Origin of the sequence: Azonexus hydrophilus (genome assembly GCF_038368255.1) — a bacterium.
GTDB lineage: Bacteria > Pseudomonadota > Gammaproteobacteria > Burkholderiales > Rhodocyclaceae > Azonexus > Azonexus hydrophilus.
On sequence record NZ_CP151406.1, the window covers coordinates 2,495,241 to 2,516,914 of the forward strand.

At 63.2% G+C, this 21,674-nt stretch carries 18 protein-coding genes; 6 read left to right on the forward strand and 12 right to left on the reverse strand.

The genetic code is table 11. The features are described from left to right. Positions 1-2: 2 nt before the first annotated feature. Entirely contained in the window at positions 3-254 is a 252-nt protein-coding gene (locus AADV58_RS12040; RefSeq protein WP_028994985.1) for a chaperone NapD, read from the reverse strand. Further along, positions 251-760: a ferredoxin-type protein NapF gene (napF, locus tag AADV58_RS12045; protein WP_341743308.1), complete on the reverse strand. Its 510-nt coding sequence runs from the start codon at positions 758-760 to the stop codon at positions 251-253. The genes AADV58_RS12040 and napF overlap by 4 nt, the downstream gene beginning before the upstream one ends. A gap of 232 nt (positions 761-992) precedes the next feature. Here napF and AADV58_RS12050 point away from each other — a divergent pair, with 232 nt between their 5' ends. Further along, on the forward strand, positions 993-2,846 hold the full coding sequence (locus AADV58_RS12050) for a HAMP domain-containing protein (RefSeq protein ID WP_298397811.1): 1,854 nt from the start codon (positions 993-995) through the stop codon (positions 2,844-2,846). Between the two features lie 10 nt (positions 2,847-2,856). Next, positions 2,857-3,501 (forward strand): two-component system response regulator NarL, encoded by a 645-nt coding sequence (gene narL / locus AADV58_RS12055; protein ID WP_341743309.1) that lies wholly within the window; start codon positions 2,857-2,859, stop codon positions 3,499-3,501. 46 nt (positions 3,502-3,547) lie between these two features. Here the strand turns inward: narL and AADV58_RS12060 are convergent, their stop codons facing one another. Together AADV58_RS12060 and AADV58_RS12065 are read right to left on the reverse strand one after the other, a co-directional pair. Further along, positions 3,548-3,967 (reverse strand): DUF4395 family protein, encoded by a 420-nt coding sequence (locus AADV58_RS12060; RefSeq protein ID WP_298397807.1) that lies wholly within the window; start codon positions 3,965-3,967, stop codon positions 3,548-3,550. 78 nt (positions 3,968-4,045) lie between these two features. Next, a complete protein-coding gene (locus AADV58_RS12065) occupies positions 4,046-4,825 on the reverse strand; it encodes a DUF1684 domain-containing protein (protein ID WP_341743310.1) in 780 nt (259 codons plus the stop codon). Between the two features lie 82 nt (positions 4,826-4,907). Here AADV58_RS12065 and AADV58_RS12070 point away from each other — a divergent pair, with 82 nt between their 5' ends. After that, entirely contained in the window at positions 4,908-5,204 is a 297-nt protein-coding gene (locus tag AADV58_RS12070; RefSeq protein ID WP_298397803.1) for a DUF2502 domain-containing protein, read from the forward strand. A gap of 49 nt (positions 5,205-5,253) precedes the next feature. Here the strand turns inward: AADV58_RS12070 and clpB are convergent, their stop codons facing one another. Further along, on the reverse strand, positions 5,254-7,836 hold the full coding sequence (gene clpB, locus AADV58_RS12075; RefSeq protein WP_341743311.1) for an ATP-dependent chaperone ClpB: 2,583 nt from the start codon (positions 7,834-7,836) through the stop codon (positions 5,254-5,256). Between the two features lie 173 nt (positions 7,837-8,009). On the opposite strand from clpB, the gene AADV58_RS12080 reads away from it, so the two are divergent. Next, a complete protein-coding gene (locus tag AADV58_RS12080; protein ID WP_028994974.1) occupies positions 8,010-9,623 on the forward strand; it encodes a methyl-accepting chemotaxis protein in 1,614 nt (537 codons plus the stop codon). Positions 9,624-9,670: 47 nt separating this feature from the next. Here AADV58_RS12080 and moaE read toward each other — a convergent pair whose 3' ends face one another. Together moaE and AADV58_RS12090 are read right to left on the reverse strand one after the other, a co-directional pair. Beyond that, positions 9,671-10,123, reverse strand: coding sequence for a molybdopterin synthase catalytic subunit MoaE (moaE, locus tag AADV58_RS12085; protein ID WP_028994973.1), 453 nt, complete (start codon positions 10,121-10,123; stop codon positions 9,671-9,673). 2 nt (positions 10,124-10,125) lie between these two features. Further along, positions 10,126-11,700, reverse strand: coding sequence for a peptide chain release factor 3 (locus AADV58_RS12090; RefSeq protein ID WP_028994972.1), 1,575 nt, complete (start codon positions 11,698-11,700; stop codon positions 10,126-10,128). Between the two features lie 158 nt (positions 11,701-11,858). Between AADV58_RS12090 and AADV58_RS12095 the strand changes: the two genes are divergently transcribed. Continuing rightward, positions 11,859-13,676: an ATP-binding protein gene (locus AADV58_RS12095; RefSeq protein WP_341743312.1), complete on the forward strand. Its 1,818-nt coding sequence runs from the start codon at positions 11,859-11,861 to the stop codon at positions 13,674-13,676. A gap of 63 nt (positions 13,677-13,739) precedes the next feature. Continuing rightward, on the forward strand, positions 13,740-16,079 hold the full coding sequence (locus AADV58_RS12100) for a response regulator (RefSeq protein ID WP_341743313.1): 2,340 nt from the start codon (positions 13,740-13,742) through the stop codon (positions 16,077-16,079). Here AADV58_RS12100 and AADV58_RS12105 read toward each other — a convergent pair. Genes AADV58_RS12105 through AADV58_RS12125 form a run of 5 tightly spaced genes read right to left on the reverse strand, consistent with a single transcriptional unit; the run spans position 16,070 to position 21,663 of the window. Next, on the reverse strand, positions 16,070-16,543 hold the full coding sequence (locus AADV58_RS12105) for a DUF411 domain-containing protein (protein ID WP_341743314.1): 474 nt from the start codon (positions 16,541-16,543) through the stop codon (positions 16,070-16,072). The genes AADV58_RS12100 and AADV58_RS12105 overlap by 10 nt on opposite strands. Beyond that, on the reverse strand, positions 16,527-16,925 hold the full coding sequence (locus tag AADV58_RS12110; protein WP_341743315.1) for a hypothetical protein: 399 nt from the start codon (positions 16,923-16,925) through the stop codon (positions 16,527-16,529). The genes AADV58_RS12105 and AADV58_RS12110 overlap by 17 nt, the downstream gene beginning before the upstream one ends. Positions 16,926-16,947: 22 nt before the next feature. Next, the gene (locus AADV58_RS12115; protein WP_341743316.1) at positions 16,948-20,052 is read right to left on the reverse strand and encodes an efflux RND transporter permease subunit; all 3,105 of its coding nucleotides are present in this window, start codon (positions 20,050-20,052) and stop codon (positions 16,948-16,950) included. A 7-nt stretch (positions 20,053-20,059) separates the two neighbouring features. Then, the gene (locus AADV58_RS12120) at positions 20,060-21,169 is read right to left on the reverse strand and encodes an efflux RND transporter periplasmic adaptor subunit (RefSeq protein WP_341743317.1); all 1,110 of its coding nucleotides are present in this window, start codon (positions 21,167-21,169) and stop codon (positions 20,060-20,062) included. Beyond that, positions 21,166-21,663, reverse strand: a complete 498-nt coding sequence (locus AADV58_RS12125) for a hypothetical protein (protein WP_341743318.1) — start codon at positions 21,661-21,663, stop codon at positions 21,166-21,168. The genes AADV58_RS12120 and AADV58_RS12125 overlap by 4 nt, the downstream gene beginning before the upstream one ends. Positions 21,664-21,674: the final 11 nt, after the last annotated feature.

The window sequence follows — 21,674 nt, forward strand, 5'->3', positions numbered from 1 at the left end:
GGTCAAGCCTCCTCGGGTTCAAGCGCGTCGTCGCAGTATTCGTAAGCCAGGGTCACCGACATCACGTGCGGCACGTGATGGACCCCGATGATGGAATCGGAAACGGCATAGCCTTCACCGTCTTCGATCAGGACAAGCATCCGGCCGTCGCCGTGATCGTGGGCGACGGAGGCGCCGGGCACGGCCTCGACGCCAAGCTGCACGGCACGCGTGTGCTCGGGCAGGTATTTGAGAACGAGACTGACGATCTTCATGCGACACCTCGGTTGGCAGTTGTATTCATGGAAAGGATGCGGATCGCCCGGGTCGGGCAATCGGCGAGACAGGCGCCGCAGCCGGTACAGGCCAGGGCATCGAGTTGCGGCCCGGCGACACCGCCCAGCCGGGGAGGAAAATGGATGGCGCGGGCCTCGCAGCTTTCACCGCAGGTCCGGCAGACAACCTTCTGTTCGGCCAGGCAATCGTCGGAAAAGACCGCCTTGAGCGACCAGCTTTGATCGGCCTTCAAGGCGCCCGGGGTGCATGCCGTGCGGCAGTCGCCGCAGAAGGTGCAGCCGTCCGGGGCGTGGCCCGGCGTGAAATCGGCTTCCGGGTAACCGCCGTCGCCGCGCAGCAGCAGGCCGGTCGGACAAGCCTCGATGCAGGCGGAGCAGCGGGTGCAGGCATCGACGAAAACGCTCTCGGCCAACGCCCACGGCGGACGCACCGGATTTCCCCGGGAGGGGCGGGCGACACCGAGAAAAGCGCGGCGACTGAGCATGTTGTGCTTGCCTGAAAGTTGATCTGCAACCGATCCTACGCCCGTGAGTTGAGCGCCAACAGCCCCGGAAAATGTCCCGACGAACTGCGATCTACCCCTTAATAGGTAGTACCTTTGCCGCAATCGCCGAGGTTTTTTCCCGTAGAATCAAGCGCATGAATCCGGGCACACAAAACTGCCCGGGCAATCCGAATACCCCCAGGCAAAAAAGAGGTAATCCGCAATACCGGCCATGAAGCGTTTCTTTTCTTCCATTTCGGATGCCTTGCAGGATTCGGTGCTGGTGCGGCTGGGGCTGGCCATGGGCATCCTCGCCCTGCTCTCCTTCGCGTCCATCGTCACCTCGACCGTCATTGCCGAGAACATCAGCGGCCAGGCCAGCGCCATCAACGTTTCCGGCTCGCTGCGCATGATGAGCTTCCGCAGCCTGAGCGAAGTGCTGCAACCGGAAAAACGCGCCCAGGCGCAGCAGACCCTGGAACAGTTCGAACGCCGGCTGCACGGACTGGACCGCTTCATCCAGGACAAGACGGTCGGCAACTCGCCGTCGAAAGAGGCAATCAACGTGGTCAACCGGCGCTGGGTCGAGCACATCCGTCCGCTGGCCCGGCTCGCCGCCGAGGGCAATGTCGATGCGCTGACGATCATGGCCCAGGACATCCCCACCTTCGTCGAGCAGATCGACCGGGTCGTCGTGCTGATCGAAGAAGACCTCGAACAGAAGGTCCGCTGGCTACGCGCCACGCAATTCGGCCTGCTGACGCTGATCATCATGGTCAGCCTGGTGACCAGCTGGATGCTGCGCCAGCAACTGGTCCAGCCGCTGGCGCAGTTGCTCAAGGCGGCCAGGACCGTTTCGCGCGGCTCGTTCTCGACCCGGGTCAGCCATGTCGGCGGCGACGAACTCGGCCAGCTGGGCCGCGCCTTCAACACCATGGTCGAGGAAATCGCCAGCATGTATGCCCACCTCGAGGAAAAGGTCGAGGAAAAAACGCAGGAGCTGACCCGCACCAACCAGTCACTGGAACTGCTCTATCGTGTCAGCCAGAAGCTGTCGGCCAGCGACCTGACGCTCGATCAACTGCAGGGCATCCTGCGCGAAGTCGAGGACGCGCTGGAACTCGGTCACAGCATGATCTGCGTCAGCGACAACGGCCACCTGCCCGCCCACCCGGTGGTCGGCGACCTGACGCCGGAGGAAGTCGAACGCTGGTGCGGCAGACAGGATTGCGCCCAGTGCTTCGACCGCGCCGCCCATCCGCTGGGCGAACAGGCGGCAGCCGGCAGCACCGTCGTCCTGCCGATCGGCGACGCCAGCGGCATGCGCGGTACGCTACCGATCCTGTTGCGCTCGCGCGAACCGCTACCCGCCGACAAGGCGCGGCTGATCGAAACCATCGGCCACCACGTTTCGAACGCCCTGCTCAACATGCGCCGCACCGAGGAAAAACATCGGCTGGCGGTGCTCGAGGAGCGCTCGGTAATCGCCCGCGAGTTGCACGACTCGATTGCCCAGTCGCTGAGCTACCTGCGCATCCAGGTCACGCGCCTGGAGAAATGCATCGCACAGGGGTGCGATGCCCGCACCATTGCCGAAGAACTGAAGGACGGACTGGGTTCGGCCTACCGCGAACTGCGCGAACTGATCACCACCTTCCGCCTGCGCATCGACGAGCGCGGCTTCGGCGTCGCCCTGCAGGAAACGATTGCCGAATTCTCCGACAAACTGGGCTTCCCGGTGCAGCTGCACAACAGCCTGTCCGGCATCGTGCTTTCCGGCAACGAGGAAATGCACGTCATCCGCATCATCCGCGAGGCGCTCTCCAACATCGAGCGCCACGCCCAGGCAAGCCGGGCCTCGGTCGAAATCTTCGTGGCGCCGGACCATACCGTGACCATCTGCATTCGCGACAACGGGCGCGGCTTCAACCCGGCCGACATCCCCGAAAACCATTTCGGCACCAGCATCATGCGCGACCGCGCGCACATCCTCGAAGGCGACATCGATGTCGAGACGGCCTTCGGCGGCGGCACCACGATCAGCCTGCATTTCCTGCCGCAAAAATACCGGCAGACCGAACCCTGAGAGACCCAGCATGCCCACCACCACCCGTGTCCTGATCATCGACGACCATCCGCTGTTCCGCCGTGGCGTCAGCCAGTTGCTCGGCCTGGCCGACGGTTTCGAAATCGTCGGCGAAGCCGCCAGCGGCCAGGAAGGCATCGAACTGGCCAAGCGCCTCGATCCCGACCTGATCCTGCTCGACCTCAACATGAAAGGCATGAACGGCCTGGAAACCCTGCGCACCATGCGCGACCTGGAAATCGATGCGCGCATCATCCTGGTCACCGTTTCCGACGCCCCGGAAGACCTGATCGCCGCCATCCGCAGCGGGGCCGACGGCTACATCCTCAAGGACAACGACCCGGATGACATCCTCAAGCTGATCGACAGCGCCATGCACGGCAAGACGGCCATCAGCCCGGAACTGACCAGCCTGCTGGCAACGGCGCTACGCGAGGAAAGCGTGGTCGAGCAACGCAGTCAGGCCAGCCTGACCGAACGCGAAACGGCCATCCTGAAATGTCTGGCCGGCGGCATGTCGAACAAACTGATTGCCCGCGAACTCGACATCATGGAGAGCACGGTCAAGGTACACATCCGCAACCTGCTCAAGAAACTGAAGTTCCGCTCACGCGTCGAAGCCGCGGTGTGGGCAGTGGCCAACCATATCGGTTAACAAAAAAAAGCGCGGTTTCCCGCGCTTTCATTCCGGCCGATAACGTTCAGGCCTGCTTGAACTTGTAGTAAGCGCCGTAAGCCCAGCAGGCGGCACAGAAGCCGGTCGCCAGATCAATGAAGGCAAAGATCAGAATAGCGTAGGCCGGGATCATGCCAACCGGGGAGCCGATCAGCCAGGTCACGAACATCGCGGTCCCGGCGATGGCGGCGATCTTGTCGGCGAACATCTTGGAACCGGCATTCTGCATCTTGGGGATGCCCAGCTTGTCGGTAATGCCGGCGAACAGCTTGTACGACAGGCACTTGTGCGGATTGACGAAACCGCGGATGAAACCGCCGACGGCCAGCAGGAGGGACACCCACTGGTACGGGGTGAACAGGTAGATGGCGGCGATGGCAAAGCTCATCGTCGCCTGAAAGCGATAGGCGTTGGAACACACCGGGGCAATGTCGAAACGCAGCATGGCTGACTCCATCAAAATATAATTAGACGCTAATATTACATTGGTGCAATGCAGCAAGCAAGTATTTCAAGCCACGGATCAATGCCCGCCCAGCCAGCGCTTCTCGCCGGCCTCGACGGGAAACGGCAACCAGTTCTCCGGCGGCGGCAGCGGGCAGGTGGCGAAGGGCGTGAACGCACAGGGCGGGTTGAAGGCGCGGTTGAAATCGAGGCGAATCCTGCCGTCGGCCGCCGGGCGGGCTTTCAGGAAACGGCCGGCGCCGTAGGTTTCCCGACCGCTCGTCCGGTCGCGGAAGACGAAGAAGACCTCGCGCTCACCGACCGACATCGGCAGGAGTTCGACGCTTTGCCCATCGACTGCGAACACCGCCTTGAAGGCGACCGTCACCGGTTTCAGTTCGCCGGTGACATTGGGGACTTCAATGGTCAGCGGCGGATCGAGCGGTAGCCAGTCGGCGTCGATGCACCAGGCAGCGTTTTCCGGGAAATAGTCGACACCGGCGAACGGCTGGCGCGTCGCCCAGGCGCGGTCGCGCACACGGGCGGCAAAGCGCCCTTCGCGGTCGACGACAAAAAACGACAGGCTGTCATGCTCAATGGTATCGGGCCGGCCGTCACGGTCGGTCTGCAACGCCCTCGCCTCGCCACCGGCCGGTTGCCAGAAGACGCAAGCATCGCGGCGGATCAGATCGCCGAGATGCGCCGGCCCGGACGGCAGGCGGACAACGCAATCTTCACCGCTGCCGACCCTGCTGATTTCGTCGTCGAGCCAGAACAGGCCAACCAGGCCGAGCCAGCTGTTGGCACCGGCAAGTTCCGCATGGCGGGCCTGCCGCCATTCCTCCAGGGTCGCTTTCATTTGCTTACAATCCTTGCGTAATCTTTTTCCGCCGCTCGTCCGTTATTCAGGACAGGGTCCCTTACCGAAAGAGAGAAGAATCATGAAAAAATTCCTGTGCGCCGCGTTGATCGCGGCTACCCCACTGTTGGCCGGTGCCAGCGACATCCGCGTCGATGTCGGCAGCCTCCGCGTCCAGACCGGCGGCGTCACCGTCACCTTCGGCAGCCGCAACGACCGCGGCTACTACTGGGACGGCTACGAGTGGCGCGAACCTGGTTACTGGAAGAAGCACCACGGCCCGCGCGGCGAGAAATACTATACCGGCAGGCCGCAGGGCGTGCCGCACCAGGGCCCCGGTTTCTGCCCACCGGGCCAGGCCAAGAAGGGCAACTGCTGAACGATGGGGCGGGCCGCAAGGGCCCGCCCACTGATTTACCGCCGGCGCATCAGCCCTTGGCGAAGCGCAGGATGCCGCCCTCGCAACTGACACGAATAACGTCCTTGGCGGCGAACTTGCCTTCGAGGATGGCCTTGGCCAGTGGATTCTCGATCTGCTGCTGGATCGCACGCTTCAACGGACGGGCGCCGAAGACCGGATCGAAACCAGCCTGGGCCAGTTCGAGCAGCGCCGATTCGTCGACGACGATGCCCATTTCCAGCTGCGCCAGGCGCTTTTCCAGGTAGCCGAGCTGGATCTTGGCGATGCCGGCGATGTGCTTTTCGTCGAGCGCGTGGAAGACCACCACCTCGTCGATACGGTTGATGAATTCCGGACGGAAATAGGTTTTCACCTCGCCCATCACCGCCAGCTTGATCAACTGGTAGTCGTCGCCCTGCATCTGCTGGATCATCTGGCTGCCAAGGTTGGAGGTCATCACCACGACGGTGTTCTTGAAGTCCACCGTGCGGCCCTGGCCGTCGGTCATGCGGCCGTCGTCGAGCACCTGCAGGAGCACGTTGAAGACGTCCGGGTGCGCCTTCTCGACCTCGTCGAGCAGGATCACGCTGTACGGCTTGCGGCGCACGGCTTCGGTCAGGTAACCGCCTTCCTCGTAGCCAACGTAGCCCGGCGGCGCGCCGATCAGGCGGGCGACCGAGTGCTTCTCCATGAACTCGCTCATGTCGATGCGGATCAGGTGTTCCTCGGAATCGAACATGAACTCGGCCAGCGCCTTGCACAGTTCGGTCTTGCCGACACCGGTCGGCCCGAGGAAGAGGAAGGAGCCGTAGGGCTTGTTCGGATCGGCGAGGCCGGCACGCGAGCGGCGGATGGCGTCGGCGACCAGGCGCACGGCTTCGTCCTGGCCGACGACGCGGTTGTGCAAGCGCTCTTCCATCTTCAGCAGCTTGTCGCGCTCGCCCTGCATCATCTTGCTCACCGGGATGCCGGTGGCGCGGCTGACCACCTCGGCGATTTCCTCGGCGCCGACCTGCGTGCGCAGCAGCTTGTTCTTCTGCTGGCTGCCGTCGCCCTCGGCTTCGGCCTTCTTCAATTGCGCTTCAAGCTGCGGCAGCTTGCCGTACTGCAGCTCGGCGACCTTTTCCAGCTTGCCCTCGCGTTGCAGGCGGGCGATTTCGGCCTTGAGGTGGTCGATTTCCTCCTTGATCTGCGCGGAACCGAGGACGGCCGACTTCTCGGCCTTCCAGATTTCCTCGAGGTCGGAATACTCCTTGGTCAGCCGGGCGATTTCTTCCTCGATCAGGCCGAGGCGCTTCTGCGAGGCTTCGTCCTTTTCCTTCTTGACCGCTTCGCGCTCGATCTTCAACTGGATGATGCGGCGGTCGAGCTTGTCCATGACTTCCGGCTTGGAGTCGATTTCCATCTTGATCCGGGCGGCAGCCTCGTCGATCAGGTCGATGGCCTTGTCCGGCAGGAAGCGGTCGGTGATGTAGCGATGCGAGAGTTCGGCAGCAGCGACGATGGCCGGGTCGGTGATGTCCACGCCGTGGTGCAGTTCGTACTTCTCCTGCAGGCCGCGCAGGATGGCGATGGTCGATTCGACGGATGGCTCGTCCACCAGCACCTTCTGGAAGCGGCGTTCGAGCGCGGCGTCCTTCTCGATGTATTTACGGTATTCGTCCAGCGTGGTCGCGCCGATGCAGTGCAGTTCGCCGCGCGCCAGCGCGGGCTTGAGCATGTTGCCGGCGTCGATGGCGCCTTCGGCCTTGCCGGCGCCGACCATGGTGTGGATTTCGTCGATGAACAGGATGATGCGGCCTTCGTCCTGCGCCACTTCCTTCAACACCGCCTTGAGGCGCTCCTCGAACTCGCCGCGATACTTGGCACCGGCAAGCAGGCCGGCCATATCAAGGACCAGCACCTTCTTACCCTTGAGGGTTTCCGGCACTTCGCCATTGACGATGCGCTGCGCCAGACCTTCGACGATGGCGGTCTTGCCGACGCCCGGCTCGCCGATCAGCACCGGGTTGTTCTTGGTACGGCGTTGCAGGATCTGGATGGCGCGGCGGATTTCGTCGTCGCGGCCGATCACCGGGTCGAGCTTGCCCATGGCGGCGCGCTCGGTCAGGTCGATGCAGAACTTCTTCAGCGATTCGCGCTGGCCCTCGGCTTCCTGCGAATCGACATTCTGGCCGCCGCGCACGGCCATGATCGCGGCTTCCAGCGCCTTCTTCTGCAGACCATGCTGCCTAGCGATGCGGCCGGTTTCGCCCTTGTCGTCACAGAGGGCGAGCAGGAACATCTCGCTGGCGATAAACTGGTCGCCGCGCTTCTGCGCTTCCTTGTCGGTGAGATTCAAGAGGTTGCCCAGGTCGCGGCCGACCTGGACGTCGCCGCCGTGGCCTTCGACCTTGGGCAGGCGGGTCAGCGCCCCTTCGAGATCGCGCTTCAAGGCAGGCACATTGACACCGGCGCGCGCCAGCAACGAGGCGGTACCGCCGTCGTCCTGGCCGAGCAGCGCCAGCAGCAGGTGCTGCGGCTCGATGAATTGCTGATCGTTGGCATTGGCCAGGCTCTGGGCGTCGCCCAGGGCCTGCTGGAACTTGGTGGTGAATTTGTCGATACGCATGTGCTGGCTCCCGGCGGGAATCTTGGAATGTCAACCAGATAAGGCCTTTGACTGTTTTTTCAAGTGACGCCCCTCGGAATCCCCTATTGCCAACGAAGGATTTTGGGGTAACCTACAAGAATGATAAAAGTCCTTAGAAACAGTTTCAGGAGAATGCAAATGGGGGGGTGCCAATGACACTACGCGGCAAACTGACTGCCATGACCTTGGCGACCATCGGTGCCTTGATCATTCTTTTCGCCGTGCTACTCATCGACGGCAAGCAACGGATGATGGAAGACCGGCAGAACAAGGTTCGCAACCTGGTCGAGGTTGCTCAACTCACTGTCGCGCATTTTGAAGCGCAGGCCAGGGCCGGAAAAATCAGCGAGGACGACGCCAAGAGAATGGCAGCTGACACCCTGCGCGACATGCGGTACGACCAAGTCGAATATTTCTGGATCAACGACCTCAACGACCTCATGGTCATGCACCCTATCCGCAAGGATCTTGAAGGCAAGAAACTCGACCAGCTGAAGGACAAGAACGGTAAATTGCTGTTTCTCGAGTTCAACAGCGTCGTCAAGAGCAAGGGTGCCGGTTTCGTCGATTACCTCTGGCCCAAGCCGGGTGCTGAGCAAGGTGTGCCCAAGGTTTCCTATGTCATGGGTTTCCAGCCCTGGGGTTGGGTAATCGGCACTGGCATCTACGTCGATGATGTCGATGCCCAGTTCCGCCGGGACGCCATCAAACTGCTGCTCTGGGGTCTGGCCATCGGCGGCTTCATCGCCGTCTCGCTGCTGCTGGTTTCGCGCAGCATCATCCGCACGCTCGGTGGCGACCCGGCTGCTGCCTCGGTCATCACCCGCCGCATCGCTGCCGGCGACCTGTCCACGCCGGTCGACTGCCCGCCGGGTGAAAACCTGCTGGCCGACATCCGCGCCATGCAGGACACGCTGCGCGCGATGATCACCACCATCGTCAGCAATGCCGAGCAGGTTGCCAGTTCCGCCGATCAGCTGCTGCATGCTTCCGAGGAAGTCGCAGACCGCGCCCGCCAACAGAGCGATGCCGCCTCGTCGATGGCTGCCTCGGTCGAGGAAATGGCGGTCAGTATCGATCAGGTCAAGGAAAACGCCGGCGAAGCGCACGGCATTTCCCAGGAATCCGCCGTCATTTCGGAAGAAGGTGCAGCCGTGATTCACAGCGCAGCAACCGAGATGCGCAAGATTTCCGAAGCCGTTCAGTCCTCGTCGGAAATCGTCGAAGACCTGGGCCGTCAATCCGACCAGATCACCTCCATCGTCAATACCATCCGCGAAATCGCCGACCAGACCAACCTGCTGGCGCTCAATGCCGCCATCGAGGCGGCACGTGCCGGCGAACAGGGTCGCGGCTTTGCCGTGGTTGCCGACGAGGTGCGCAAACTGGCCGAACGGACCAGCCTGTCGACCACCGAAATCGCCGAAATGGTCAGCAAGATCCAGAACGGCACCCGCAGCGCGGTCGGCAGCATGCAGTCCGGCGTGGCCAAGGTGGGCAAGGGCGTAGAACTGGCGAATCAGGCCGGCGATTCGATCGAGCGTATCCGCGACGGTGCCCAGCGCGTCACTTTCGTGGTCAATGGCATTTCCGACTCGATTTCCGAACAGAGTCAGGCCAGCAACGACATCGCCCAGAAGCTCGAAACCATCGCCCAGATGTCCGAGGAAAGCGCGATTGCCGTGCGCCACACCGCCGATGCGGCGCGTCGCCTGCATCAGCTATCCGGCGAACTGCATGAGGCGGTTGCCCGCTTCAAGACCTGAGCGGTTTCCTTACCCGGAAAAACCAGGGGCGCCGCGGCGCCCCTGTTTCATTTCTGCCAGCGCGCTGCCGCGCTGTCGTCGGTCTCCCGGGCGTCGACCCAACGCCCGCCATCCGGCGTCGCTTCCTTCTTCCAGAACGGCGCCTTGGTCTTCAGGTAATCCATGATGAATTCACAGGCGGCGAAAGCCTCGCCGCGATGCGCGCTGGTAACCGCCACCAGCACGATCTGGTCGCAGGGCTTGAGCGGCCCGACGCGATGGATCACCAGCGCGTCGTAGATATCCCAACGAGACCTGGCTTCAACGACGATTTCCTCGAGCGCCTTTTCGGTCATGCCCGGGTAGTGCTCGAGCGTCATTTCCGAAACGCTGGCCCCGTCGTTGATGTCGCGCACCAGACCGAGGAAGGAGGCGAGCGCCCCGACCCGTGGGTCGGCCGCCCGCAAGGCGGCCAGTTCGGCACCGACGTCGAAATCTGCTTGCTGGACGCGTACGTTCATGCTCAGGCGACCTCGCGCGCTTCTTCGAAACGAAGCTTGGGATACTTTTCCTTGACCATGTTCAGGTAGACATTGTTCGGTGCCAGGTAAACCGGGTCGTCGGCGCCGTCGAGCGCGACGTTGGCGCTATAGCGTTCCGACAACTGCTTGAGTTCGCCGGCGTCGCCGTGAATCCAGCGGGCCGTCGAACAATTGTAGCTTTCGAAGATGACCTGCACGCCGTATTCGTTTTCCAGACGGCTGGCGACCACGTCGAACTGCAGCGTGCCGACCGCCCCGAGAATCAGGTCGGTACCGGACAGCGGGCGGAACAACTGGGTCGCGCCCTCTTCCGCCAGTTGCTGCAGGCCCTTCTGCAGTTGCTTGATCTTCAGCGGATTGGCGATGCGGGCGAGGCGGAAGTGTTCCGGCGCGAACGACGGGATGCCGGTGAAGCGCAGCTCCTCGCCTTCGGTGAAGGTCTCGCCGAGGCGGATCGAGCCGTGGTTGGGGATGCCGATGATGTCGCCCGACCAGGCCTCGTCGGCGGTCGACCGGTCGCGCGCCATGAAGGTGATGGCGTTGTTGATCGACAGGGTCTTGCCGGTGGCCACCTGCTTGACCTTCATACCCCGGTCGAAGCGGCCGGAGCAGACGCGCAGGAAGGCGATGCGGTCGCGGTGCTTGGGGTCCATGTTGGCCTGGATCTTGAACACGAAGCCGGAGAACTTCGGCTCGAAGGCGTCCACCGTGCGGCTCACCGCCGGCCGCGCCTTGGGTGCCGGCGACAGGTCGACAACGGCGTCGAGCAGGCTCTGCACGCCGAAATTATTGACCGCCGAGCCGAAGAACACCGGGCACTGCTTGCCCGACAGGTAGGCCTCGGCGTCGAAGGGGTGCGACGCGCCGCGCACCAGTTCGATGTCGCTGCGCAGTTCGTCGGCCTGGCTGCCGATCAGTTCGTCGAGGCGCGGATTGTCCAGCCCCTTGATCATCTCGGCCGTGCCCTTCTCGGCCTGCGGGTCGAAGAAGGCGATGGTGTCGTCGTAAAGGTGATAGACGCCGCGGAAGCGCTTGCCCATGCCGATCGGCCAGGTCATCGGCGCGCACTGGATGCCGAGCACCGACTCGATTTCGTCGAGCAGGTCGATCGGCTCCTTGCCTTCGCGGTCGAGCTTGTTGATGAAGGTCAGGATCGGCGTGTCGCGCATGCGGCAGACGTTCAGGAGCTTGATCGTCTGCGCTTCGACGCCGTTGACCGAGTCGATCACCATGACCGCCGAGTCGACGGCGGTCAGCGTGCGGTAGGTATCTTCCGAAAAGTCCTCGTGGCCCGGCGTGTCGAGCAGGTTGATCATGCATTCCCGATACGGAAACTGCATGACCGACGAGGTCACCGAAATGCCGCGCTGCTTTTCCAGTTCCATCCAGTCCGAGGTCGCGTGGCGCGAGGCCTTGCGCGCCCGCACTTCACCGGCCACCTGGATGGCGCCGCCGAACCACAGCAGCTTTTCGGTCAGCGTGGTTTTACCCGCGTCGGGGTGGGAAATGATCGCAAAAGTGCGGCGTCGGGAGATTTCTTCGTCGAGCTGGCTCACGGGTATCCGGATACGTCAGGTAAAGGGCGGCATTATACCTGCCCGCCATCGTGCCCCGAATCGATGATCCTGAACATGGACGGACTTTGTATTACTAAAGTAATATCCACATCAAACATCAGATAAATGATTCAAGTCGCCCCCAAACTGGATACTCCTTGCTGCTCCGCCTTTTCGCCATCTTCGGACTGACCCTGGCCCTGCTCTCACCGGCACGTGCGCAAACCCCATCATTCCAGGAAATTTTCGAGCAGCAGGCGACGGTCATGCTGCTCATCGATCCAAAAAATGGCGAGATCATCGATGCCAATCCGGCGGCCAGCCGCTTCTACGGTTACGAGCGCGACAAGCTGCGGCAAATGTCGATCCAGCAGATCAATACCTTCACCGACGAGCAGGTAGCCGAAGAACGCCGTCTGGCCGAAACCGAGGGGCGTAACTATTTCATCTTCCGGCACCAGCTGGCCGACGAAACCATCCGTACGGTCGAGGTATTCAGCCGGCCCTACGTTTTCGACGGCCGCCGCCTGCTCTTCTCGGTCGTTCACGACATCACGCCGGGGCGCAACGCCAGCCAGGACCTCTGGTACTACCAGCAACGCCTGGAGGAAATGGTCGACCTGCAGACGGCTCACATCGAACAGCGCAGCCGCCTGATCATCGGTGTACTCGGCCTCGCCTTCCTGCTCGTCTCGGCAATCGCCATCGCCCTGCTGGTCGATATCCGCAAACGCAAGCGCCTCGAAGCCGAGGTTGCCAGACACACCGGGCACTTGGAAGCCTTAGTCGAGGAACGCACCGCTGCGCTCTCGGAAGCCAAAGAAGGCGCGGAACGCGCCAGCCGCGCGAAAAGCACCTTCCTGGCCAACATGAGCCACGAACTACGCACGCCGATGAACGCGATCATGGGCATGACCGGCCTGGCCCTGCGTCAGTCGCCGCCGACCAACTTGCAACAGCAGTTGAAGAAGATCGAGCAGGCCTCGCAGCACCTGCTGGCGGTGATCAACGACATCCTGGACATCTCCAAGATCGAAGCCGGCCACCTGCAACTGGAACGCATCGATTTCCGCCTGGGGGCGGTGACCGAAAACCTGCACAGCCTGCTCGCCCAGCGTGCCGGCGAAAAGGGCCTGAAACTGGAGATCGACCTGCCGCCCAGCCTGTCGTCGCTGTGCCTGTGCGGCGACCCGGTCCGGCTCGGGCAGATCCTGCTGAACCTGATGATCAACGCCATCAAGTTCACCGATCAAGGCAAGGTGGCGCTGCAGATCAGCCAGATCCGCACCGACGAACAGACGATCTGCCTGGGTTTCGAGATCAGCGACAGCGGCATCGGCATCAGCGAAGCCGACCAGCGCCGCCTGTTCAATGCCTTCGAACAGGCCGACAACTCGATGAGCCGCAAGTACGGTGGCACCGGTCTGGGACTGGCGATCAGCAAGCACTTGGTGCAATTGATGGGCGGCGAGATCGGGATGCGCAGCGAACTTGGTCAGGGCAGCACCTTCTGGTTCCGTCTCTGCCTGGAAAAATGCGCCGTGCCGGCCAATCCTGCTACCGACGCCGACAGCGCGCAAATGCTGCAGCAGGACTTTGCCGGCACGCGCATCCTGCTGGCTGAGGACGAACCGATCAATCAGGAAGTCTCGCTCGGCCTGCTGGAAGACGTCGGCCTCAAGGTCGACATCGCCGAGGACGGCGAACAGGCCGTGGCGATGGCCAGCCGCAACGACTACGCGCTGATCCTGATGGACATGCAGATGCCGAAGATGAACGGCATCGACGCCACCCGCGCCATCCGCGCCCTGCCCGCCTACGCAAAGACACCGATCCTGGCGATGACGGCCAACGCCTTCCTCGAGGATCGCCAGCAGTGTCTGGCGGTCGGCATGAACGAGCACCTGACCAAGCCGGTCGATCCCGACCGCCTGTTCGCCACCATCCACAAGTGGCTTAGCGCTGCTCGTAACTGAAGCCCCCTTCAAGCTGATGATTAACTGAGCATAAAGGTTTAACATCAGCGCAGGGAGGATTCGATGGTCTCAAACACTTCAATTCCCGCGTGCCGTATTTGTGTCCGTATCGGTACCAAGCCCGAGGTGCTCTCAGTCACCGGATCCCTGCTGTTAATGGGGCGCGAGGAGTCATCGCTGGTGCCGCGACTGCCTGACGAACTGTTTCATGCAGACGACGCAGACATTGAGCAGTCCCTCTTTGCCAGAGACACTGTCCTACCCTACTTCTGCAACATTCGCTTGCGCCATGCCGATGGACGCATCCGCTGTCTCCGCGCTGAATGCGTGGCAGCTGACGACATTGACCCCGCGATACGCGAAATCCGCTTGCAGGATGCCCGAGCGCTGGCCAGCAATATCGACCCTGGCCTGATGATGACAAATTTCCGGGCAATGATGGAGAACACGGACGACTTCATTTATTTCAAGGATCGTAACCATGTCCTCACCGGTGCCAGCCAGTCCCTGGCCCGGATCACCATCGCTGACCGGCACTGGAGTGAATTAATCGGACAGACCGATTACGACATTTTTCCAGAAGCATATGCCGATCTTTACTACACGCTGGAAAAACAGGTGTTTTCCGGCAAGAACATCGCCCGGGACATCCAGGCATTCCGCCGCCCCGACGGAAGCACTGGCTGGGTAGATAATCGCAAGTATCCAATTCATGACGCAGATGGGCAAATCATCGGGCTGTTCGGGGTCGCCCGCGACATCACGGAAAAGATCGCGTCAGAAAACGCCCTCCGGCAACAGCGGGAAACCCTGCAACTGATCCTCGACTACGCGCCCATCGGCATCTGGCTTCAGGATGGTCGAGGCAAACTCATTTTCGTCAACAAGGCGTTTTGCACTGCCACTGGAATCAGTGAAGCAACTTTCCTTTCCGTACCCCATTACGCCGAGCTGATTCCCGAAGCCTTCCGCCAGCAATGCCTGGACTCCGACGCCAAGGCACTGGCGAGCGAGAACATCAGCGTCACGCATCAGCGGCTGCCTTTCGTTGATGGACAGATCCACGACCTGCATGTGATCAAGGCCGTCAAACGCGACGCCGATGGCAACCCTCAGGTACTGGTTGGTCTCAGCCTGGACATTACCGAGGAATTGAAACAGGCCGCTGAACTGCAGCGCTATTCGCAGCAACTGGAATCACTCGTCGAAGCTAGAACCCAGGAACTCACCGTAGCCAAGGAAGCTGCTGAGTCGGCCAATATTGCCAAGACGGCTTTCCTGGCCAACATGTCACACGAAATACGGACACCGCTCAACGCCATTACCGGCTTGGCTCATCTGATCCGCCAAAGCCGGCTGGACCCGCAACAGACAGAACGCATGGCCAAACTGGAGTCAGCCGGCCAACATCTGCTGGAAATCATCAATGCCGTACTCGATCTATCCAAGATCGAAACAGGAAGCCTCGACCTTGAGCGCATACCGTTGCGGGTTGAAAGCCTGTTCGGCAACGTCATCTCCTTGCTTCAGGATCGCGCCAAAGCAAAAAACCTGACCTTGCACTGCAATATCCAGCCAATCCACCGACATCTGCTCGGCGACCCGACCCGCCTCCAGCAATGCTTGCTCAACTACGCAGCGAACTCCCTGAAATTCACCGACAAGGGAAGCATCACCTTGCGAGCTCGCCAATTGATGGAGGACGAAAACAGTGTGCTACTGCATTTTGAGGTCGAGGATAGCGGCATCGGCATTGATCAGGAAGCCATGCCGCGTCTCTTCAACGCCTTTGAGCAAGCCGATAACTCGATGACCCGGCGCTTCGGGGGTACCGGTCTGGGGCTAGCCATCACCCGTCGCCTGGCCCGACTGATGGGAGGCGACGCCGGCGCCAGCAGTTCCCCCGATATCGGTAGCACCTTCTGGTTCACTGCTCGCCTGGAGAAAAGCAGAAGCAGCCATAAGCACCTGTCGGAGCACGATGAAGCGTTCGCCGAGGAACACCTGAAAACCCGCCACGCCGACATTAGCGTCCTGCTGGTCGAGGATGAACCGATCAATCAGGAAATCACCTTGGCGATGCTGGAAGATGTCGGACTCCAGGCCGACTTGGCCGACGATGGTGAAATCGCTGTCGCACTCGCCGGCCAAAAGGGCTACCGCCTGATTCTGATGGATATGCAGATGCCACGCATGGACGGATTGGAAGCCACCCGCCGCATCCGTAGCCTGTCCAATCATCAACATACGCCGATTCTGGCGATGACTGCCAATGCCTTCACCGAGGACAGACGGCGGTGCGCCGAGGCTGGCATGAATGATTTCATCGCCAAACCGTTCGTACCGGAAACGCTGTTCGCTGCCTTGCTGAAGTGGCTGGACACCGGATCTGCTCAACGATAGGAGAGATAAATCCTGGCCCGGCCATCAGCTTGTACCAGCAGCACATCGTAAGGATCGCGCCGGCCGCCATAGGCCGGGCCGTCCATTCCCGGCGAACCGACCGGCATGCCGGGCACGGCCAGACCGATGGCCTTGGGTTTTTCCGCCAGCAGGCGGCGGATTTCGCGCGCGGGCACATGACCTTCAAGCAGGTAGCCGCCGACCCGCGCGGTGTGGCACGAGGCGTAGCGCGCCGGCATGCCCAGGCGTTTCCGGGCCGCGTCGAGATCGTCGACTTCGTGGGCAATCACCGCGAAACCCTCGTTTTCCAGATGCGTGATCCAGTCCTTGCAGCAACCGCAATACGGGCTTTTCCAAACCTCGACCTGCTGCCGCTGCGGCGGCGCCGCCAGCGCCGCGAACGGCAGCAGCAAGGCGGCCTGCAGCAGCCGGCGGCGCAATTGATGCTCAGTGGTGGCCGGCATGAGCGTTCTCCTTCTTCACCGTGGTCCGCGCGCTCATCGGCTTCTGGCCGGGCCAGCCCACATTGAGCAGCACGCGGTCGCCCGGGTTGATCGTGCCTGCGCCCTGTAACAGGTCAGTTCCGGCCGGTTTGAGTTCGATCTCGCGCTTGCTCGAACCGGTCAGGATCGTCAGCTTGCCGGCGGCGCCGGCAGTTGCCACCGGCTTGCCGTGGTCGCTGACATGAACGGTCACGGTATCGCCTTTGCCGACGATCTCGAATTGCGCATGACCGGCGTCGAGGACGAAACCGCCGTGCATGGACTTGCCGTGGTCTTCGTGGGCGATGGCCGGCGCGGCGGCAAGGAGGACGGCCAGGCCGAGGGTGGAAATCAGGGTTTTCATGGAATATCTCCTGGTTGATGAATCAGAGTGCTTCGCTGAAGGAATCGCGTTGCAGGCGTTCCGCCGCCTTGCGGCCGAAACGCCAGAACAGCGCGGGGGTGATGAAGGTGTCGAGCAGGGTCGCGCCGACCAGCCCGGAAAAGATGACCACGGCGACCGGATGCAGGATTTCGGTGCCCGGCTGGTCGGCCTCGAACAGCAACGGCGCCAGCGCAAAGGCCGCCACCAGCGCGGTCATCAGCACCGGCGTCAGGCGCTCCAGGGCACCGCGGACGATCATCTTCGGGTCGAACTGCTCGCCCTCGAAACGCATCAGGTTCAGCCAGTGGCTGACCTTGAGGATGCCGTTGCGGGTGGCGATGCCGGCCAGCGTGATGAAGCCGATCAGCGCCGCAATCGACAGCGGCTGCCCGGACAGCCACAGGCCGAACACCGCACCGACCAGCGCCAGCGGCACGTTGGCCATGATCAGGCCGGCCAGCAGCGCCGAACGGTAGCGGGCGTAGAGGACCATGAAGATGAGCAGGGCCGAGCCGACGGCGAGTACGGCAATCAGCCGCGCAGCTTCCTCCTGTGCCTGGAACTGGCCGCCGAGGGTGATGAAATAGCCTTCGGGCAGCGGCAGTTCGCCGGTCACCGCGCGGATGTCGGCGACCACCTCGGACAGTGCGCGCCCCTGGGCATTGAGCGAGATGACGATGCGCCGCCGGCCGTCGTCGCGCACCACCTGGTTCGGCCCGTCGCTTTCCTCGATGCTCACCAGGCGTGACAGGGGCACGGCGCCGAGCGGCGTCTCGATCAGCAGGCTGGCCAGTCCATCCGGCGCCCGTTCGCGCTCGGGCAGGCGCAGCAGCAGGTCGAAACGGCGGTTGCCATCGATGATCTGGGTGACTTTCTCACCATCGACCAGCATCTGCAGGCGGCGCAGCAATTCACCCGGCGACAGCCCGTGCTGCGCGACGGCGGCGAAATCGACCTGCACCTTGACCTGCGGCGCCAGCACCTGCTTCTCGATTTCCAGGTCGGCGACACCGGGAATGCCCGCCAGCTGACGCTGCAGCGTGGCGGCACTGGCACGCAGGATATCCAGATCGTCGCCGAAGATCTTGATCGCCACCTGGGCGCGCACGCCCGACAGCATGTGGTCAATGCGGTGCGAAATCGGCTGACCGAGGTTGAGACTGCCGGGCAGATCCTTGAGCCGCTGCCGGATCTCGGCATTGATCGCCTCGCGGTCACGGCCGCCGGGCTTCAGGCGGATTTCCAGCTCGGACACATAAACGCCTTCGGCATGCTCGTCGAGCTCAGCCCGCCCGGAACGACGGCCGATGTGCTCGATTTCCGGCACTCCCAGCAGCAGGCGCTCGGCCTGACTGGCGACGCGAACCGACTCGGCCAGGGTGACACCCGGATTCAGGCGAACCGTCACCGTCATCGAACCCTCGTTGAACGGCGGCAGGAAGGTGGTTGGGAAGAACGGCACGCTGGCCGCCGCCGCGATCACCGCTGCCGCAGTCAGTCCCAGCGGCAGGCCGGGCGCCGCCAGCACCCGGCGCAGCAGGTTGTCGTAATGGCGCTTCAGCCAGGCCACCAGGCGGGTATCGCCATGCTGGCTGGCGGCCAGTTTGGGCAGCAGGTAGTAGGACAGGATCGGCGTCACCGTCACCGAGACCAGCAGCGAGGCCAGGATGGAGACGATGTAGGCGATGCCGAGCGGCACGAATAGCCGCCCCTCGATACCCGGCAGAGCGAACAGCGGGACGAAGACCAGGGCGATGATCAGCGTCGCATAGACGATGGCCGAGCGCACTTCGAGCGAGGCGGCAATGACCAGTTCGCGCAACTGGAAATCCTCACCACGCGCTACTGCCGAACGCAGGCGGCGGAGGATGTTCTCGACATCGACCACGGCGTCGTCGACCAGTTCGCCGATGGCAATCGCCAGCCCGCCCAGCGTCATCGTGTTGATCGACAGTCCCAGCCACTTGAAGACCAGCACGGCGACCAGGATGGACAGCGGGATCGCGGTCAGCGAAATGAGCATGGCGCGCAGGTTGCCGAGGAAGAAGAACAGCACCGCCGCCACCAGACAGGCAGCGAGCAACAGCTTGGCCTGCAGGTTGTCGATCGAGGCCTGGATGAAATCGGCCTGGCGGAAAATCACTTCCGGCGCCAGCACACCGGCCGGCATGCCGCGGGTGATGCCGTCGAGCGCCGCCTCGAGACGCCGGGTCAGGTCGACGGTATCGGCCGTCGGCTGTTTCTGGATGCTGAGGATGACTGCCGGCGCGCCATTGAAACCGGCGTCGCCGCGTTTCACGGCCGGCGCGAAGCCGACCTGCGCCACCTGGCGGAGCAGCACCGGCTGGCCGGCACGCACCGTCACCGCCAGGTTCTGCAGATGGTCGAGGCTAGCCGAGCGGCCGAGATGGCGGATCAAGTATTCGCGGCCGTTGATTTCGAGGAAGCCGCCGGAGGTATTCGCGGCGTGGCCGCGCAAGGCGTTTTCCAGCATTTCCAGGCTGACGCCAAGTTCGGCCATGCGCGCACCGTCAGGCTGCACCTGGAACTGCCTGACCTCGCCGCCGATGGGAATGACCTGGGCGACGCCCGGTTCGGCCATCAGGCGCGGGCGCAACACCCAGTCGGCGTACTCGCGCGCGCGCATGGCATCGCCCTGCGCCGGATCGAGCGGGATCGCCAGCATCATCACCTCGCCCATGATCGACGACACCGGCCCCATGTGCGGCACGACGCCCGGCGGCAGGCTGCCCTGCAAGGCGGTCAGGCGTTCGGCAACCATCTGCCGGGCGCGATACAGCTCGGTATCCCAGTCGAAGGCAATATAGACGATCGACAGGCCAGCCGCCGACACCGAACGCACGCCGGACACGCCGGGCAGCCCGTTGAGCGTCGTCTCCAGCGGGAAGCTGACCAGTTGCTCGACCTCTTCCGGGGCCATGCCGCCGGCCTCGGTCATCAGCGTCACGGTCGGCTTGTTGAGGTCGGGGAAGACATCGACCGGCAGGCGCTGCGCCTCGAAGGCACCGTAAGCCATCAGGATCAGCGCCACCGCCAGCACCGGCAGGCGGGCTGAGAGGCTCTTGTTCAATAACCACTGGAACATGGCGACCTCAGCGAATCTGGTTGATCAGGCTGGCACCCTCGACGACCACGCGGTCGCCATCGGCCAGGCCATCGACGACCAGCACCCGGGCGCCGTCGAGCACCTCGCTGCGGATCGCCTTCGGGGTGAAGCGCTCGGGCGCCGTCTTGACCCAGACCATGGCCTCGTTGGCCGGACTGCGTACCACCGCCTGCCTGGGCACGGCCCAGCCCCGGACCTGGCCGCGCAACTCGACCTGCACGCTGAGCGTCTGACCGAGCGGCAGGCGCAAGCCCAGGCCGTCGCCGCGCCGACCGAACAACAGCGGCAAGGCCTGTTCGCGCAGCCGCTGGCCGGCACCGAGGAAATCGAGCGCTAGGCTGTCGCCGCCGGCCGCGACGCTGGCGCCGACGATGTCGGCCGCCGGCAGCGCCGAATAACTCAGGGCTTCGACGTGCAGGCTGTCCGGAGCAACGATCTCGAACACCGTCTCGCCGGCCGCCACCATCTGCCCCGGCACCGCATGCACGGCAGCGATAACGCCGCTCAGCGGCGCGCGTAGCGCCTCGCGCCCGGACAAGCCGCCGCCGATGGCGGCGATACGCGCGCTGAGACTGCCCAGTTCGCTCTGCGCTGCGTCGATCTCGCGCGCCGGTACCGTGTCGGCCAGTTCCTGCAGACGCGCCAGCCGCCGTTCGGCCAGCGCATGCGCCGCCTTCAGTTCGGCCAGTTGGGCGGCCTGGCCGGCACGCTCGATCTGGCCGCTGGCCGGCGTCAGCCAGGCAAGCACGGCGCCCTTGCGCACCTTGCTGCCCGGTAATGGCAGGCCATCGGCCGGCGCGTCGATGCGCCCGGCCTGCATGCTGTTCACCTGACCGCCATGACGCGGATCGACGATCACCCGCCCGTTCAGTTCCAGCCCGCGTGGATGTTCGCCGGCACTGACCGGCAGCGTACGCACGCCGATCAGGCGTTGTGCCGCCTTGGGCAGGAAAACCACGCCATCCGGCTGGCGCTGCGGCGTGTTGCCGAGATTGGGCAGCGCGGCCTTTTCATCACCGTGATCATGGCCTTCATGGGCCAAAAGTGGGGAACTGGCCAGCACGGCCAGGGCAAGGGCAAAGAGATGCGGCTTCATGCTTGTACTCCCCGGCGACGACGGTAAAACCAGACACTGCCGATCAGGCCGAAGGCCGCCAGCAAGCCGCCCCCCAGCCAGGGTGAAAGCTGCCAGCCGACCGCCGGCATCGGTGTTGCCGCATCGACGATCAGCTCGCCGCTGAGCAGGTCGGCCTCGTCGCCGGCCAGCAGGGTGAAGGACAGGAGGTGCTCGCCGGGCTGGCGCAGCGGCGCCAGCCAGTCGGCATCGGCGACCAGGTAATCGCCCTCGGCGGGGCGGAAAGCCGCCTGGATTTCGCGCCCGGCCAGTTCGAGGCCCAGGCTGGCGTCAAGCACTGGCGCGTTGTCCGGGGCCGTATCGACATGCAGGATCAAGCCGGCGGCATCGAGCCGGCCGACGATTTCAAACAGCTCGCTCTCGGCGACCACGACCGGCAGCGGCGCCGGGGTTTCGGCCGCCATCACCGGCAGGGCGGCACAGGCAAGCAACAGGGCAAATAAATGTCTTTTCATGATCGTCTCGT